This window comes from Hydrocarboniphaga sp. (assembly GCF_028291725.1).
GTDB lineage: Bacteria > Pseudomonadota > Gammaproteobacteria > Nevskiales > Nevskiaceae > Hydrocarboniphaga.
Genome location: NZ_JAQGNT010000119.1, coordinates 1 through 14,673, shown reverse-complemented (window position 1 = coordinate 14,673; position 14,673 = coordinate 1). Strand labels below are relative to the sequence as shown.

15 protein-coding genes are annotated in these 14,673 nt (G+C 63.8%); all 15 read left to right on the top strand.

The features are described 5' to 3' along the window. Positions 1-5: 5 nt before the first annotated feature. Positions 6-1,841, top strand: a complete 1,836-nt coding sequence (locus JWQ90_RS28780) for a sulfotransferase (protein WP_299698540.1) — start codon at positions 6-8, stop codon at positions 1,839-1,841. 148 nt (positions 1,842-1,989) lie between these two features. Further along, complete coding sequence (locus JWQ90_RS28775; protein ID WP_299698539.1) at positions 1,990-2,301, top strand: hypothetical protein; 312 nt, start codon at positions 1,990-1,992, stop codon at positions 2,299-2,301. 60 nt (positions 2,302-2,361) lie between these two features. After that, on the top strand, positions 2,362-3,264 hold the full coding sequence (locus JWQ90_RS28770) for a DUF3450 domain-containing protein (RefSeq protein WP_299698538.1): 903 nt from the start codon (positions 2,362-2,364) through the stop codon (positions 3,262-3,264). Next, entirely contained in the window at positions 3,264-4,646 is a 1,383-nt protein-coding gene (locus JWQ90_RS28765; RefSeq protein WP_299698537.1) for a MotA/TolQ/ExbB proton channel family protein, read from the top strand. Before JWQ90_RS28770 ends, JWQ90_RS28765 begins: the two co-directional genes overlap by 1 nt. Further along, on the top strand, positions 4,639-5,175 hold the full coding sequence (locus JWQ90_RS28760; protein ID WP_299698536.1) for a MotA/TolQ/ExbB proton channel family protein: 537 nt from the start codon (positions 4,639-4,641) through the stop codon (positions 5,173-5,175). The genes JWQ90_RS28765 and JWQ90_RS28760 overlap by 8 nt, the downstream gene beginning before the upstream one ends. 6 nt (positions 5,176-5,181) lie before the next feature. Continuing rightward, complete coding sequence (locus JWQ90_RS28755; protein WP_299698535.1) at positions 5,182-5,607, top strand: biopolymer transporter ExbD; 426 nt, start codon at positions 5,182-5,184, stop codon at positions 5,605-5,607. A 7-nt stretch (positions 5,608-5,614) separates the two neighbouring features. Beyond that, positions 5,615-6,025, top strand: coding sequence for a biopolymer transporter ExbD (locus JWQ90_RS28750; protein ID WP_299698534.1), 411 nt, complete (start codon positions 5,615-5,617; stop codon positions 6,023-6,025). Between the two features lie 6 nt (positions 6,026-6,031). After that, on the top strand, positions 6,032-6,694 hold the full coding sequence (locus JWQ90_RS28745) for an energy transducer TonB (protein ID WP_299698533.1): 663 nt from the start codon (positions 6,032-6,034) through the stop codon (positions 6,692-6,694). Between the two features lie 4 nt (positions 6,695-6,698). Next, positions 6,699-7,970: a tetratricopeptide repeat protein gene (locus JWQ90_RS28740; protein ID WP_299698532.1), complete on the top strand. Its 1,272-nt coding sequence runs from the start codon at positions 6,699-6,701 to the stop codon at positions 7,968-7,970. 75 nt (positions 7,971-8,045) lie between these two features. Further along, positions 8,046-8,942: an EamA family transporter gene (locus tag JWQ90_RS28735; protein WP_299698531.1), complete on the top strand. Its 897-nt coding sequence runs from the start codon at positions 8,046-8,048 to the stop codon at positions 8,940-8,942. Positions 8,943-9,055: 113 nt separating this feature from the next. Further along, the gene (locus JWQ90_RS28730) at positions 9,056-10,618 is read left to right on the top strand and encodes a peptide ABC transporter substrate-binding protein (RefSeq protein ID WP_299698530.1); all 1,563 of its coding nucleotides are present in this window, start codon (positions 9,056-9,058) and stop codon (positions 10,616-10,618) included. Positions 10,619-10,736: 118 nt separating this feature from the next. Next, positions 10,737-11,654, top strand: coding sequence for an ABC transporter permease subunit (locus tag JWQ90_RS28725; RefSeq protein WP_299698529.1), 918 nt, complete (start codon positions 10,737-10,739; stop codon positions 11,652-11,654). Then, positions 11,651-12,484 carry an ABC transporter permease subunit gene (locus tag JWQ90_RS28720; RefSeq protein WP_299698528.1) on the top strand — a complete coding sequence of 278 codons (834 nt, stop codon included), beginning with the start codon at positions 11,651-11,653 and terminating at the stop codon, positions 12,482-12,484. Before JWQ90_RS28725 ends, JWQ90_RS28720 begins: the two co-directional genes overlap by 4 nt. Continuing rightward, positions 12,481-13,434 carry an ABC transporter ATP-binding protein gene (locus tag JWQ90_RS28715; RefSeq protein WP_299698527.1) on the top strand — a complete coding sequence of 318 codons (954 nt, stop codon included), beginning with the start codon at positions 12,481-12,483 and terminating at the stop codon, positions 13,432-13,434. The genes JWQ90_RS28720 and JWQ90_RS28715 overlap by 4 nt, the downstream gene beginning before the upstream one ends. 206 nt (positions 13,435-13,640) lie before the next feature. Further along, positions 13,641-14,561, top strand: a complete 921-nt coding sequence (locus JWQ90_RS28710) for a PHB depolymerase family esterase (RefSeq protein ID WP_299698526.1) — start codon at positions 13,641-13,643, stop codon at positions 14,559-14,561. The last annotated feature ends 112 nt before the right edge of the window (positions 14,562-14,673 follow it).

Sequence of the window (14,673 nt, the reverse complement as noted above, 5' to 3'; positions counted from 1 at the left end):
GTCGAATGAAGCTGCCACAACCTTTCATCCGCCTGCCGCTGCGCTTCGATACGCAGCGGCTGGCTGCGGAAGTCGCGGCACTGCCGGCGTCGGCGTGGGCGCGGCATCCGACCGGTTTCGAAGGCAACAGCGCGGCGCGGCTGATCACCGTCGACGGCGGCGAAAATGACGCGGTCAGCGGGGTCATGCAGGAAACGCCGCACCTCAAGGCTTCACCCTACATCCAGCAGGTGCTTGCGAGTTTCGGCGTGGTCTGGAGCCGCTCGCGGCTGATGAAGCTCGCGCCCGGCGCGCAGGTGCCTGAGCACTCCGACATCAACTATCACTGGTTCCAGCGCGTGCGCGTGCACATACCGGTGACGACGCGGCAGGGCGTGCTTTTTTATTGCGACGATCAAGCCGTGCACATGGCCGCAGGCGAAGCCTGGATCTTCGACAACTGGCGCCAGCATCGGGTCGACAACGCGACCGATCAGGAGCGCGTGCATCTGGTTGCGGACACATCCGGCAGCGCGATGTTCTGGAACCTGGTTGCAGCCGGCATGCGCGGCCAGCCCGCGCAACTGATTCCGTACCGGCCGGGCCATAGCGTCAGTATTCCGATGGAGCGCTTCAATAGCTTCAGGGTGATGCCGCCGGCGGAGATGGACCATCTGCTCAAGGATCTTGCGGCGGATATCGTGTCGGAAACGCCGGGTCAACCCGGGCATGCAGCGGTGGCTCAGTTCGCGTCGCTGCTGAACAGCTTCTGCGCCGACTGGCGCCAGCTATGGGCGCTGCACGGCGACGGCGACAGCGGAATCGAACATTACCAGCGCCTGTCGCAGGCGCTGTGGGAGCGTGCCGGTGCGATCAGGGCCGGCATCGTCATGCGCAGCATCGGCCTGCCAGTGATGAGAGTGCTTGATGCCCGCGTGCTCGAATATGCGATCAGCGACAAATCGGCGCCGCTTCAGCCGCACGCAACGCGGCCAGCCGCCGTGGCGGCGCCGGTTGCGCGTGCGCGCAGCGCGCGTTTCGACCGGCCGGTCTTCATCGTGGCCGCGCCGCGTTCGGGCAGCACGCTGCTGTTCGAAACGCTGGCATGCACGCCGCAATTCTCAACGGTCGGCGGCGAAGCGCATTGGCTCGTCGAAGGCTTCGACCACTTGTCGCCGGGTGCTCCGGGGATCGACAGCAATCAGGTCGGCGCCGAGCACGCCACGCCGGATGTCATCGCGGAAATGCGCGAGTTGCTGACCGAGTGTGCACAGGATCCGAATGCGCGTCGTACTGACGCGAGCGTGATTCGCCTGCTGGAAAAAACACCGAAGAATTCGCTGCGCATCCCGTTTTTCGATCGTGCTTTCCCGGATGCGCAGTTCATTTATCTGTGGCGCGATCCGCGCGAGAACATCAGCAGCATAATCGAGGCTTGGCGTTCCGGTGATTGGGTAACTTACCCGCGGCTTCCCAACTGGAACGGTAGTTGGTCATTGCTGTTACCGCCGGGCTGGCCCGCGCTGCGCGGCCGCCCGCTTGAGGAGATCGCCGCATTCCAGTGGCAGACGGCGAACCGCATCATCATGGACGATTTGTCTAAGATTGATCCAACTCGCCGAATGGTCGTGCGCTACGACGATTTCCTGCGAAATCCCGCTGCGGAAGTGGCGCGGATTTGCGCATTTACCGGGTTGCAGGTGGACGACGCGCTGCGCATGCGCGTCGCGGCTGAGCTGCCGCCGTCGCGGTATACACAGACCGCGCCTGCTCCCGGGAAGTGGCGCAAAAACGAAACGCTGATCAACCGCGTACTCCCTGGCGTGCTGCCGTTGATGCCGCGACTCGAGCAATTCGGATAATTCTGTGGCACCGTTTGTGCGTGGCGGAATTTATAGCGTACCGTTCAACTGTATTGACGCTTTAAGCGCATGGTTGTATTCCCGAAAATCCACGTCGCATTCAGGACGTGTGACAAATTTGCGATCCCTGTGGATCAGGAGTTTAGAAATGAAGCACCACTTTCGTGTATTGCTGCTGGCTTCGGTGGCGGGCCTGCCGTTGTCGACTGCGATGGCTCAGGCAGCCAACGACCTATTGGCCCCGCAGGTGACTTCCGGGGCGGCACCCGCGCCCGCTGCGTCCACGCAGACCGCTGTCGCCGACCCCGACCGTATGATCTGCAAATCGGAGAGTGTGACCGGCTCCACCCTGCCGAAGCGGGTCTGCAAGACAGCCTCTCAGCGCGCTGCCGAAGCGCAGGCAAGCCGGAATTTCCTTGATCAGTCCAGCCGCAAGCACTCGTCTTTCGGCGGCGGCTGATTAATTGCGCATTACCCGGCGGAGCCCCGCGAATATCACGTCGTTTTTCGATAAACAAGAGTGAAATCCGACGTTTCAAGCGGGGCTCCGGTTAATGATACCGATGTTAGGATGCCGTCCGTCGCCGGCATTCATTCTAGCGGCGTTCAAACTCTTTCTCGTTTTCTTCCCGGTAGGTACATCGACATGATTCTTCGGATGAGGCGGCCTGCCCAGGTCGGAGCCATCGCAGCCTGCGTGATCGCGATGGTCTGGTTCGCCAACGGGTCCCAAGCTCAGGACAAGGTCAACGCCGTCGTCGGCGAGCAGACCAAGACCGAGGAGGCCGCCCAGGCCTCCCAGAAGCGCATCACGCAGCTCGACGAGGAAGCCAGCAGCATGCTCGGCGACTACCGTCAGGCGCTGACCGAGGCGCAGAGCCTGAAGGCGTACACCGACCAGCTCGGCGCCCAGGTCAAGTCCCAGGAAGACGAAATCAAGGGCATGTCGACGCAGATTGCAGACATCGAAACCACGTCGCGCGAAGTGCTGCCGATGATGACCAAGATGCTCGACACGCTCGACCAGTTTGTGAAACTGGACATGCCGTTCCTGCCCGATGAGCGCAGCAACCGCATCGCTACGCTGAAAGAGATGATGACGCGGGCCGATGTGTCTCTATCCGAAAAGTATCGTCGCATCGTCGAGGCCTATCAGGTCGAAATGGAATATGGCCGCACGCTCGAGGCCTACGAAGGCAAGGTGGGCGAGAAGACCGTGCAGTTCCTGCGCGCCGGTCGCGTTGCTCTGCTTTACCAGACGCTTGACGGCAAGGAAACTGGCTATTGGGACGTGAACGCCAAGACCTGGAAGATCGATTCCGCCTACAACGATTCGATCACGGCAGGCCTCAAGGTCGCCAAAAAGCAGTCGGCGCCGGACTTCATCAAGGTTCCGGTTCCGGCGCCGAAGGAGATCAAGTAATGTCGCGCTCGATGTCCAGAACGGTTGGCGTTCCCGTCGCCATGCTGATGCTGTTCGCAGCATCTCTTCCCGCGGCCTATGCCGTGGCTCCCGGCAATCTCGACGAACTGCTCGAACAGACTCGCTCGCTGCGCGATCGCGAAGCGGCTGCCAACAAGGAACGCGAAGCCAAATTTTTGGCCGAGCGCAACAAGCAATCCGAGCTTCTGGCCCAGGCCAAGGCCGAACTCAGCGAATTGCAGCGCAGGCAGCAGTCGTTGTCGGCGTCCTTCGATTCCAACGAAAAGAAGCTCACCGAGCTGCAGGCCCAGCTCGACGCCAAGTCCGGCAACATGGGTGAGATGTTCGGCGTCGTGCGTCAGGTCGCCAACGACTTCTCGTCGGTGGTTCGTAACTCGATGATCAGCGCGCAGTATCCGGATCGCGAAGCGTTCGTCAGCAAGCTTGCCGCCACCAAGGCGCTGCCGTCGATCAGCGATCTAGAGCGCTTCTGGTTTGAATTGCAGCGCGAAATGACCGAGACCGGCTCCGTCGTGCGCTTCAAGAGCATGGTCGTGCAGCCTGACGGCGCCTCGGTAGAACAGGCTGTATCGCGCGTGGGTTCGTTTACCGCGGTGTCCGACGGCAAGTACCTCGCGTATCTACCCAGCGAGCACAAGCTCGCGGTGATGGCCCGGCAGCCGGGCGGCAAGTTCGCATCGGCCGCGTCCGATTTGAGCGACGCCACGTCCGGCTATGTCGGCACCGAACTCGACCCGACTCGCGGCGTGCTGCTGACGATCTACGCGCAGCGTCCGAACTGGATCGAGCGCATCAAGCGCGGTGAAGCGGTCAACTACGTGATCCTGCTGGTCGGCATCGTCGGCGCGCTGCTCGGCATTTATCAGTTCGTCTACCTGATGGGCGTGCGCGCCAAGGTCAAGACGCAGCTGACCCAGGTCGGCAATCCGACTACCGACAATCCGCTCGGCCGCGTGCTGTCCAGCTTCAAGGGCGACGGCAGCCGGATCGAGGAAGATGCCGAAGTCGTCGAGCTACGCATCTCCGAGGCGGTGCTGCGCGAAGTGCCGCCGCTGGAACGCTTCCAGGCCTTCCTGCGCCTGGCTGTTGCCGCCGGCCCGCTGCTCGGCCTGATCGGTACCGTCATCGGCATGATCATCACCTTCCAGAGCATCACCGAGTCCGGCTCCAGCGATCCCAAGCTGATGGCGGCCGGTATCTCCGCGGCGATGATCGCCACCGTGCTCGGCCTCGGCATCGCGATCCCGCTGCTGTTCGCCAATGCCTGGCTGACCTCACTTTCCAAGCAGATCATCCAGATCCTCGACGAGCAGAGCACCGGCCTGCTGGCCGAACGTCTCGAGGGTAAGACCGGTGCTTGATACGCTGGTCGGCTATCTGGCAGCACCGTTCGTCGCGCTGCACAGCATGCGCGAGCTCGGTGGGCCGATCGTCGACTTCATTTTCTTCGCCTCGCTGGCGATGTGGACGCTGACCTTCGAGCGCTACTGGTATTTCTCCAAGGTGTTGCCACAAGACGCCGCGGCGCTGCTGGCCGAGTGGCAGGCGCGTAGCAATCACCATAGCTGGGCATCCCGCGCGGTGCGTCAGGCAATGATCTCGCGGCTCAATGCGGGCATGACCAACAACCTGCAGCTGCTGCGCGTGCTGGTGCCGCTGTGCCCGCTGCTGGGTCTGCTGGGCACCGTCTCGGGCATGCTCAATGTTTTCGATTCGATGGCCGCGCGTGGTTCCGCGGATGCACGGTCGATGGCCAATGGCGTCTCGGAGGCGATGATCTGCACGCTTACCGGCCTGTCGGTCAGCATCAGCGGGCTGTATCCGGTGTACTACTTCCGCAATCGCGCACGACTCGAAACTGAGTTGCTCGCCGACAAGTTCGAGTACTAGCCGCTCATGAGAATGCGTCGTCGCTCGATGGAAAACCATGATTCGGACGGCTCCGGCATCGATCTCGCGCCGATGCTGGATTTTGTGTTGAATCTGCTGATCTTCTTCATCATCACCGCGGTCTTCGTCAAAGAGATCGGCATCACGGTGAGCCGTCCGACTTCAGCGGCGGCCGAGAAGAAGGAAGGCGGCAGCATCATCATCAACATCCGGGCGAGCGGCGAAATCTACGTCGGTAATCGCCTCGTCGATCTGCGCGCGGTTCGCGCGAACATCGAGCGTCTGCACGCGCAAAAGCCGGAAGACGCGGTCGTGGTGCTTGCAGAGAAGGAAGCTCCGACGGGTTCACTGGTGCAGGTCATCGACCAGGTGCGCCAGGGCGGTGTGCAGAACGTCTCCATCGCGGCATCTGCCGCAGCCGCGGGAGGCTGATCCTTAGATGAGATCCCGCCGCCACACCCCCGAGAGTGACGAAACCGGCATCGACCTGGCGCCGATGCTCGACTTCGTTCTCAACCTGCTGATCTTCTTCATCATCACCACTTCGTTCGTCAAAGAGGCCGGCGTCACCGTCACGCGTCCCGAGGCGGAGACCGCGGAAAGCCGCGACAACGGCAACATCCTGATCGCGATCCGCCCCAACGGCGACATCTGGATGGACAAGCACCGCATCGACCTGCGTGACGTGCGCGGCTCGGTCGAGCGCCTGCATGCCGAGCGTCCGGACGACACGGTCGTGATCATCGCCGACCAGGCCTCGCAGACCGGAACGCTGACCCAGGTCATGGACCAGGTAAAGCTCGGCGGCGTCAACGACGTCTCGATCGCCGCCATGCATTCGGGCGGATAACCAGGAATGCAAAGCGTAACTTCCAGCCGTAACCGCCTGCTGCCTGCCGCCTTGGCCGGGCTGACCTTCTCCGCGCTGATGTTCCTGATGCTGTACGGCCTGATCAGCCGGCATGGCGGGGGCATCGATAAGGCCGATACGCTCCCGACGATCGATTTTGTTCGGCTGAAGCGCGATACCGAATTGCAGACGCTCGAGCGCCGCAAGCCACCACCGCCGCCACCGCCACCGAAGACACCTCCGCCGCCGAAATTGAAAGTGTCGAGCGAAACGCCACCGGAACAACAGACGCCCTTCGCGATGCCGAACCTGGGTCTGTCCGCCAGCGTGGGAGGAGGTCCGTTCCTTGGTGCGCTGGGCTCGGTTGGCGGAGCGCCGGCCGGTGGCATGTTCGACGGCGACATCATCCCGCTGCAGCGTATTGCGCCGACCTGTCCTCGTCAGGCTCAATTGGATGGGCTGACTGGTACCATTACGCTAGATATTTTGGTCAATGCGGACGGGACTGTTAGAGCAGCCAAAGTCCTGCAAGCCAAGCCGCGTGGCATTTTTGACTCTGCGGCGATTTCGTCCGTTCAACGATGGAAGTTTAAACCCAGGGTGGTCGACGGCAAGCCGGTTGAGCAGCACGGTACGCAGGTTATGAACTTCAATTGTGGCGGCGAGTAAAGGCATGTCACTTAACTTTTTCAAAGTGATGGTCACCCTTGGACTGGTTGGACTATCGCCGACCGTTTTGGGGCAGAGCGCCGATTGCGCCAATCCGCGCAAAGCCGACGGCGCGATGTCGGAGACGTACTACCGCGGCGTTGAACAGGCCATGGACCTGATGTCCAAGTCCAAGAACCAGGAGGCCATCGACCGCTTGTCGAAGATGGTCGACGGCGGCAGCGAGTACGAAAAAGCGATCATCTATTACAACCTCGGCTTCGCTTACAGTTCAAAGAACGATTACGGCAACGCTGCCAAGAATTTTGAGAAGGCGTTGGCGTTGAACGCGATGCCGCAGCAGCAGTACGACCAGCTGATGTTCAACCTTGGCCAACTCTACGTTGCCGACAAGCAGTACGACGCTGGTATCCGGACACTGGAACGCTACATCGCCGAATCCTGCACGCCGGTAACGGCTGACACGCATATCTTCCTGGCGCAGGCTTACCTGGAGCAGAAGCGTTTCAAGGACGCACTGCCGCAGGTCGACCTCGCAATCGCCAAGTCCAAGCAAGTCAAGGAAAGCTGGCTGCAGTTGAAACTCGCGATCAACTACGAGTTGAAGAACTATCGTGCCTGTGCCGACGTGTTGCTGAAGCTGATCACGATGGTGCCAGCCAAGGCCGACTACTGGAAGCAATTGTCCGGCATGTTCTCGGAACTCAAGGACGACGCGGGTGCGGTCGCGGTGCTTTCGCTGGCCGATCGTCAGGGCTTCCTGACCACGCCGAACGAGATCCGGAACCTTTACAACATCTACATGATGGTCGATCTGCCCTACAAGGCCGGTAACTTCCTGCAGGACGCGATCGACAAGAACCGAGTACCGGGCGACGAGAAGAACCTGAATTCGGTGGCCGACGCCTGGATCAATGCGCGCGAATCGGCCAAGGCCGAGGTAGTGCTGAAGAAGCTCGCCGCTACGTCCGACAAGGGCGAGTACTACTTCAAGCTCGGCGCAATGTACGGCGACGACGAGCGCTGGAAAGAGTCGCGCGAGATGCTCGAGAAGGCCGTCGCCAAGGGCAGCCTCGGCAATAAGGCGGGCGAAACCTATCTGCGACTAGCGGTTGCCGATTACAGCCTGAAGGACTACAAGAACGCCGAAGCTGCCGCCAACAAGGCCCTGGGCTACGACAATGTTCGAAACCAGGCGAGCCAGTGGCTGCGTCAGATTCGTATGGACGCCAATGGCGGTGGTGCAGCGGCGGCGGCCGCAGAGCCTGCGGGCTAGGCGCTGCCCGCGTAAAATCACCGCTTGCAAAGATCGCCCGGCTCTTCGCCGGGCGATTTGCTTTTGGGGGCTGTAATGAATGCTCGCGCGGTACGTCTGCTGCTCGCTTTCGCGGCGGTTTATCTGGTTTGGGGTTCCACGTATCTGGCGATCCGTATCGTCGTCGAGCATCTGCCGGCGGCCTTGTCCGCCGGCATCCGCTTTCTGGTTGCCGGTACTTTGATGCTGGTTTACGCGGGCCTGCGCGGCGGCCGTCTGCCGAAGACCCGCGGTGAGTGGGCCAGCGTCGCCTTCACCGGCATCGCGATGCTGGTCGCCGGCAATGGCCTGGTGACCTGGGCCGAGCAATGGGTGGAGTCCAACCAGGCGGCGTTGATCATCGCAACCTCCGCGTTGTGGATGGCCGGCCTCGGCACGCTGGGCGCCAAGGGCGAGCGCATCACGCCGCTGGCTTTGTGCGGCCTGTTCGCCGGCTTTGCCGGTGTTGCGCTGCTGGTGGGCGGTGCGCTGCAGGCTCGCAGCGCGCCGATGCCCGCATACCTCGCGCTGCTGGCGGCGCCGTTTTTCTGGGCGCTGGGTTCGGTCTACGCCAAGCGTCATCCGGTCGCGATCACCTCGGCGATGTCGGCCGCGTTGCAGATGCTGATCGCCGGCGCAGTGCTCGCCGGTCTGGGCCTCGCGGCCGGCGAGGCCGCGCAGATGAGCTGGGAGCCGCGCGGTCTGCTCGCGCTGCTGTACCTGATCGTATTCGGCTCCTGCGTCGCCTACGGTGCGTTTTTCTATCTGGTGCATGAAGTGTCGCCGGCCCTGCTCGGCACCTATGCCTACGTGAATCCGGCGATCGCGGTCGTGCTCGGCTGGTGGATCCTCGACGAGCATCTGGGGCGGGCGCAGATCATCGGTACCGCGGTGATCCTGCTCGGGGTGGTGCTGGTGAGCGTGGGCAGCGCAAGAAAGAAGGCGCCGGCGTGACATCCCGGCGTAGGGTGGGTCGCGACCCGCCTTTTAGCTGGCTGCCAGTAGGTCGGCAATCCCTTGCCGACGTGTACGCCCGAGGCGCAATCGAGTTTCACGTCGGCAAGGGATTGCCGACCTACGTGTGGCTGTTGCTGGGGTTGCTGTGCAGCGGCTCCGTGGCGCAGGCCGGCGACGTGGTGCTGCGCCGTGGCAACGGCCCCGACGTCGAGACGCTGGACCCGCACCAAGTCCGCAGCGTCGCTGCCGGCAATGTCGTTCGCGATCTGTATGAAGGCCTGGTCAGCGAAGCGCCCGATGGTTCGCTGATTCCCGGCGTTGCCGAACGCTGGGATATTTCCGCAGACGGCCTGGTGTATGTTTTTTTTCTGCGTGATACCGCGCGCTGGTCCAATGGCGATGCGGTGACCGCCGCCGATTTCGTCGCCGGCCTGCGGCGCAGCGTCGATCCGCAGACCGCCTCGCCCTCATCGCAGCTGCTGGCGCCGATCGCACAGGCGAGCGCGGTGATGGCCGGCCGCAGCCCGCCGGCCGCGCTCGCGGTGCAGGCGCTGGACGAGCACCGGCTGCAGATCGGATTGCAGTCGCCGACGCCGTATTTTCTGGCGCTGCTGGTGAATCCGGCCGCATACCCTGTGCATGGCCCGGTGCACGGACAGGGCTTCACCAGCGCGGCGCCACTGGTCTCCAATGGCGCCTATCAATTGCAGGTCTGGATGCCGCAGTCGCATATCGAGCTGCGGCGCAATCGCCACTACTGGAACGACGCCGCGACTCGTATCGACCGCGTGCAGCACATCGTCACCGAAGACATGGGTTCGGAATTCCAGCGCTTCCGCGCCGGCGAACTCGATATCACCGAACAGGTGCCGGCCACGCAGATCGCGGCGATGGCGCCGACGCTGCGCCGGCAGCTGCGCATCGCCGATTATCTCGGCATCTACTACTACGGCTTCAATGTCAGCCAGCCGCCGTTCGACCAGCCCGGGCTGCGGCGCGCGCTGAGCCTGGCGGTCGATCGTGAGGTGATCGTGCGCAAGGTGCTGGGCAGCGGCGAGCGCGCCGCCTACGCATGGTTGCCACCGCATATCGCTGGCGCCGACAGCCTGCAGCCGCCGTGGGCGAGCTGGACGCGCGATCAGCGCGTTGCGGAAGCGCGGCGCCTGTACGAGCAAGCCGGATACTCGGCACAGTATCCGCTGCGCACCGAGATCCTGTACAACACCAACGACTACCATCAGAAAATCGCGCTCGTGATCGCGGCGATGTGGAAGCAGTTTCTCGGCGTCGAAACCCGCCTGCGCAACGAGGAGACCAAGGTGTTCCTGCAAAGCCGCCGCGAGCGCCGGCGCACGCAAATTTTCCGCGGCTCCTGGGTCAGCGACTACGACGACGCCAGCGGCTTTCTCGATCTGCTCGGCGGCCACAATCCGCGCAACGACACCAGCTATGTCAGCCAGCGCTACGACGCTGCCTTGAATGCAGCGACCCACCTGCCCGAGGATGCGCGGCGGCAACAACTGCGCGATGCGCAGCAGCAGTTGATCGATGATGCGCCGGTGATTCCGATCTACTTCTACGTGACCAAGCATCTGGTGTCGCCGCGCGTCAGCGGCTGGCAGGACAACGCGCTGGATCATCACTACAGTCGCGATCTCGGGCTCTCGCCGTGAGCTTGCCGCGTTCTGGTGGCGATGTTGGGGATCGCTGCGCTCACCCCAACCTACGCAGCCGCCAGGTAGGTTGGGGTGAGCGCAGCGATCCCCAACATTCGCCCGCATCGAGCCCTGCATGAGCGCACGCCTGCTGCGCCGCCTGCTCGAGCTGCTGCCGACCCTGCTGCTGCTGGTCACGCTGACTTTCGCGATGCTGCATGCCGCGCCAGGCGGCCCTTTCGATTCCGAGCGCGCGCTACCCGAAGCCACCCGCGTGCAGCTCGAGGCGCGCTATCACCTCGATCAGCCGCTGTGGCGGCAATACCTGATCTATCTCGGCGACCTCGCGCACGGCGATCTCGGGCCCTCGTACCAGTACCCGGATCGCAGCGTCGCCGAGCTGATCGGCGCCGGCCTGCCGGTATCGGCCCTGCTCGGTTCGCTGGCGATGAGCCTGGCGCTGATCGTCGGCATGGCGCTCGGCATCATCGCCGCGATGAAGCCGCATCGCTGGCAGGATCGCGCCGTCATGGTGCTCGCCGTCGGCGGCTTGTCGATACCGAACTTCGTGCTCGCGCCGCTGCTGATTCTGCTGATGGCGGTAAGCCTGCACGCTCTGCCGGCCGGCGGCTGGAGCGGGCGGCCGCAGGAACTGCTGCTGCCGGTGCTCGCGCTGGCCTTGCCGCAGATCGCGACCATTGCCAGGCTCACGCGCGCCGCGATGCTCGAAGTCATGCAGACACCGTGGATACGTACCGCCCGCGCCAAGGGCCTGAGCGAACGCCACGTTGTGCTGCGGCACGCGCTGCGGCCGGTACTGTTGCCGGTGATTTCCTACCTCGGCCCCGCTGCGGCCGGTACGCTGACCGGCTCGGTGGTGATCGAGCAGATTTTCGGCCTGCCCGGTGTCGGCCGCTACTTCGTGCTCGGCGCCTTGAACCGCGACTACGGCCTGGTGCTCGGCGTCGTGCTGATCTACGGCACCCTGATCGTGCTGTTCAATTTCGCAGTCGATCTGCTGTACGCGCGGCTCGATCCGCGTCAGCGCGAATGAACCGCGTGCTCGACGCTCTGCGCCGCAATCGCTGGGCGATGTTCTCGGCCGGCCTGCTGCTGGCGATGACGCTGCTGTGCATCGCCGGGCCCTGGCTATCGGCCTGGGATTTCGACACGATCGACTTCGACGGCAGCTGGTCCGCGCCGCCTTCCGCGCAACACTGGTTCGGCACCGATTCCCTGGGCCGCGATCTGTATGTGCGCACGCTGTGCGGCGGCCGTATTTCGCTGGCCGTCGGCCTGGTCGGCACTTTGGTGTCGCTGCTGATCGGCGTCGCCTATGGCGCCGTTGCCGGCTATATCGGCGGCCGTGCCGACACGCTGATGATGCGCGCGGTCGACATCCTCTACGCCCTGCCGTTCCTGTTTCTGGTGATCCTGCTGATGGTGCTGTTCGGCCGCCATCTGCTGCTGGTGTTCGTCGCGATCGGCGCGATCAACTGGCTGGACATGGCGCGCATCGTCCGCGGTGAAACCCTGGCATTGAAGCAGCGCGATTTCGTCGCTGCCGCGATCGTCGCCGGTGCCGGCCCGCGTGCCATCATCACGCAGCACATCGTGCCGAACCTGCTCGGCGTGGTCGTCGTCTACGCGACGCTGACGGTGCCGCAGGTGATCCTGATGGAAGCCTTCCTGAGCTTCCTCGGCCTCGGCGTGCAGGCGCCGGCGACCAGCTGGGGCGCGCTGGTCAGCGAAGGCGCGCGCGACATGGAGGTGGCGCCGGCCGCGCTGATTTTCCCCGCGACGTTTCTGGCCGTGACGCTGCTCGCGCTGAACCTGCTCGGCGACGCGCTGCGTGATGCGCTTGATCCGCGGCGCCGCGCATGACGACCGCGCCCCTGCTGTCGGTGGAACAGTTGTGCGTGGCGCATCGCACGCCGCGTGGCGACGTTGAAGTGGTGTCCGGCATCAACCTGCAACTTGAAGCGGGTGGCACGCTCGCCATCGTCGGTGAATCCGGCTCCGGCAAGTCGCAGACGGCTCTGGCGATCATGGGTCTGAATGGCCCGAGCGCGTGTCTCACAGGGCGCGTGCTGTTCGACGGCGAGAATCTGCTCACGGCGTCGCCGGCGCGCCGCCGTGCGCTGCGCGGCGCGCGCATCGCGATGGTGTTTCAGGACCCGATGGCCAGCCTCAACCCCTATCTGCGCATCGGCCTGCAACTCGCCGAAGTGCTGGAGACCCATCGCGGCGCATCGCGCAGTGCGGCCTGGGCCGAAGCGGCGCGCACGCTGGATTCGGTGCGTGTATCGGCCGCGCGCGAACGGCTCAATCAGTATCCGCACGAACTCTCGGGCGGCATGCGCCAGCGCGTAATGATCGCGATGGCGATCATCGCCGGCCCGCAGCTGCTGATCGCAGACGAGCCCACCACTGCGCTCGATCCCACCGTGCAGGCGCAGATCCTGGCGCTGCTCGACGAGCTGCGCCGCGATCGCGGCCTGGCGATCCTGCTGATCACCCACGATCTCGGCGTGGTCTCGCGGCTGTGCGAGCAGACCCTGGTGATGTATGCCGGCAAACTCGTCGAGTCGGCACCGACACAGCAACTGCTGAGCCGGCCACGGCATCCGTACACCGCGGCGCTGCTGCGGGCGCGCCCGTCGATGCAGCATCCACCGGGCTTGCGACTGGACGCGCTGCCGGGGCAGCCGCCGGATCTGCGCCAGACGATGCCGGCCTGCCGCTTCGCGCCGCGCTGCCGCTATGCGCAGCCAGACTGTGCCGATGTGCCGCTGCAATTCGAGCGCGGCGTGCTGTGCCGGCACCCACTGTAGGTCGGCAATCCCTTGCCGACATGAGGCCTTGTTTGCGCATCGAAGGGTACATGTCGGCAAGGGATTGCCGACCTACGTCGGCCGAAACCTACAAAAAATCCAGCTTATTCCCGATTGTCCCGCCGGCGGATGCCGTATATCGTCCCGGCGCCGGGTTCTACCCGAGCCCTGGCAGTCTGCGCGGACACGAACCTAAAGGTGGCGTCATGTTTCAGCTTATCCGGATTCGGCTGCTGCAGATTGCGGTGGCATTGGGCTTTGTTTGCGTGTCTTCGAGCGCCTTCGCGGCGATCGTGCCGCTCTCCGGCGTCTCCAATTTCAAGCTCACGATCACCTACCAGGGCGTCAGCCGCTCGGTGCTGTATTTCAAGCCGACCGCGGCCAGCACCACCAAGGTGCCGCTGCTGGTGATGCTGCATTACAACGGCGGCACGCCCGAGGCGATGTCGACGCTGACCGAAGTGCAGGAGCTGGTGCGCGACTACGGTATCTGGGTGGCGCTGCCGCCGGTCGCCGACGGCAGCTGGCACGACGACCCCACCGACACCAGCACCACCGACGACGTCGGCTTCCTGACCACGCTGATCGAGACTTCCGTCGCGAGCTATCCGGTCGATGTGAAGCGCGTCTACATGACCGGCTTTTCCGACGGCGCGATGATGACACTGCGCTACGCCTGCGACCGCCCCGACAAGATCGCCGCCGCCGCCGCGGTCTCCGGCGTGATGCTGAAGAGCCTGGTGTCGGTCTGCGGCAGCCCGAGCTTCGCGACACCGATGGCGATGATCAACGGCACTGCCGATACCATCGTCAAGTACAGCCCGGGCAAGTACGCGATCTCGATCTCGGTGCCGGATTCTGCCAAGCACTGGGCCAAGATCAACGGCTGCGGCGCCGCGCCGGTAGTCAGCAACCTCGCCGACATCGCGCCCAGCGACGGCACCACGGTCACGCTGACCGCCTACCTGGGCTGTGCCACTGGAGATTCGGTCGACCTCTACACCGTCAACAACGGCGGCCACACCTGGCCGGGCTCGCCCTACAACCTGAACTATCAGGGCAAGACCACGTTCGACATCGACGGCACGCTGACGGTCTGGAACTTCGTCAAGGGCTTCAGCCGCTGAGTCCAGCTAGTACCGTGGCGCAGAGGTTTCGCAACAAAGGCGCGAAGGGATGGGGGCGCGAGACCAGGCGCGAGGAGGAGTACTGAGATGCGAGCATACGACACGATCGAGA

Excerpts from the sequence above, each read along its gene's own strand:
- JWQ90_RS28720 (WP_299698528.1), top strand. The coding sequence starts at position 11,651 with ATGAACCGCGTGCTCGACGCTCTGCGCCGCAATCGCTGGGCGATGTTC.
- JWQ90_RS28750 (WP_299698534.1), top strand. The coding sequence starts at position 5,615 with ATGAGATCCCGCCGCCACACCCCCGAGAGTGACGAAACCGGCATCGAC.
- JWQ90_RS28725 (WP_299698529.1), top strand. The coding sequence starts at position 10,737 with ATGAGCGCACGCCTGCTGCGCCGCCTGCTCGAGCTGCTGCCGACCCTG.
- JWQ90_RS28740 (WP_299698532.1), top strand. The coding sequence starts at position 6,699 with ATGTCACTTAACTTTTTCAAAGTGATGGTCACCCTTGGACTGGTTGGA.
- JWQ90_RS28735 (WP_299698531.1), top strand. The coding sequence starts at position 8,046 with ATGAATGCTCGCGCGGTACGTCTGCTGCTCGCTTTCGCGGCGGTTTAT.
- JWQ90_RS28715 (WP_299698527.1), top strand. The coding sequence starts at position 12,481 with ATGACGACCGCGCCCCTGCTGTCGGTGGAACAGTTGTGCGTGGCGCAT.
- JWQ90_RS28710 (WP_299698526.1), top strand. The coding sequence starts at position 13,641 with ATGTTTCAGCTTATCCGGATTCGGCTGCTGCAGATTGCGGTGGCATTG.
- JWQ90_RS28755 (WP_299698535.1), top strand. The coding sequence starts at position 5,182 with ATGAGAATGCGTCGTCGCTCGATGGAAAACCATGATTCGGACGGCTCC.
- JWQ90_RS28780 (WP_299698540.1), top strand. The coding sequence starts at position 6 with ATGAAGCTGCCACAACCTTTCATCCGCCTGCCGCTGCGCTTCGATACG.
- JWQ90_RS28775 (WP_299698539.1), top strand. The coding sequence starts at position 1,990 with ATGAAGCACCACTTTCGTGTATTGCTGCTGGCTTCGGTGGCGGGCCTG.
- JWQ90_RS28765 (WP_299698537.1), top strand. The coding sequence starts at position 3,264 with ATGTCGCGCTCGATGTCCAGAACGGTTGGCGTTCCCGTCGCCATGCTG.
- JWQ90_RS28745 (WP_299698533.1), top strand. The coding sequence starts at position 6,032 with ATGCAAAGCGTAACTTCCAGCCGTAACCGCCTGCTGCCTGCCGCCTTG.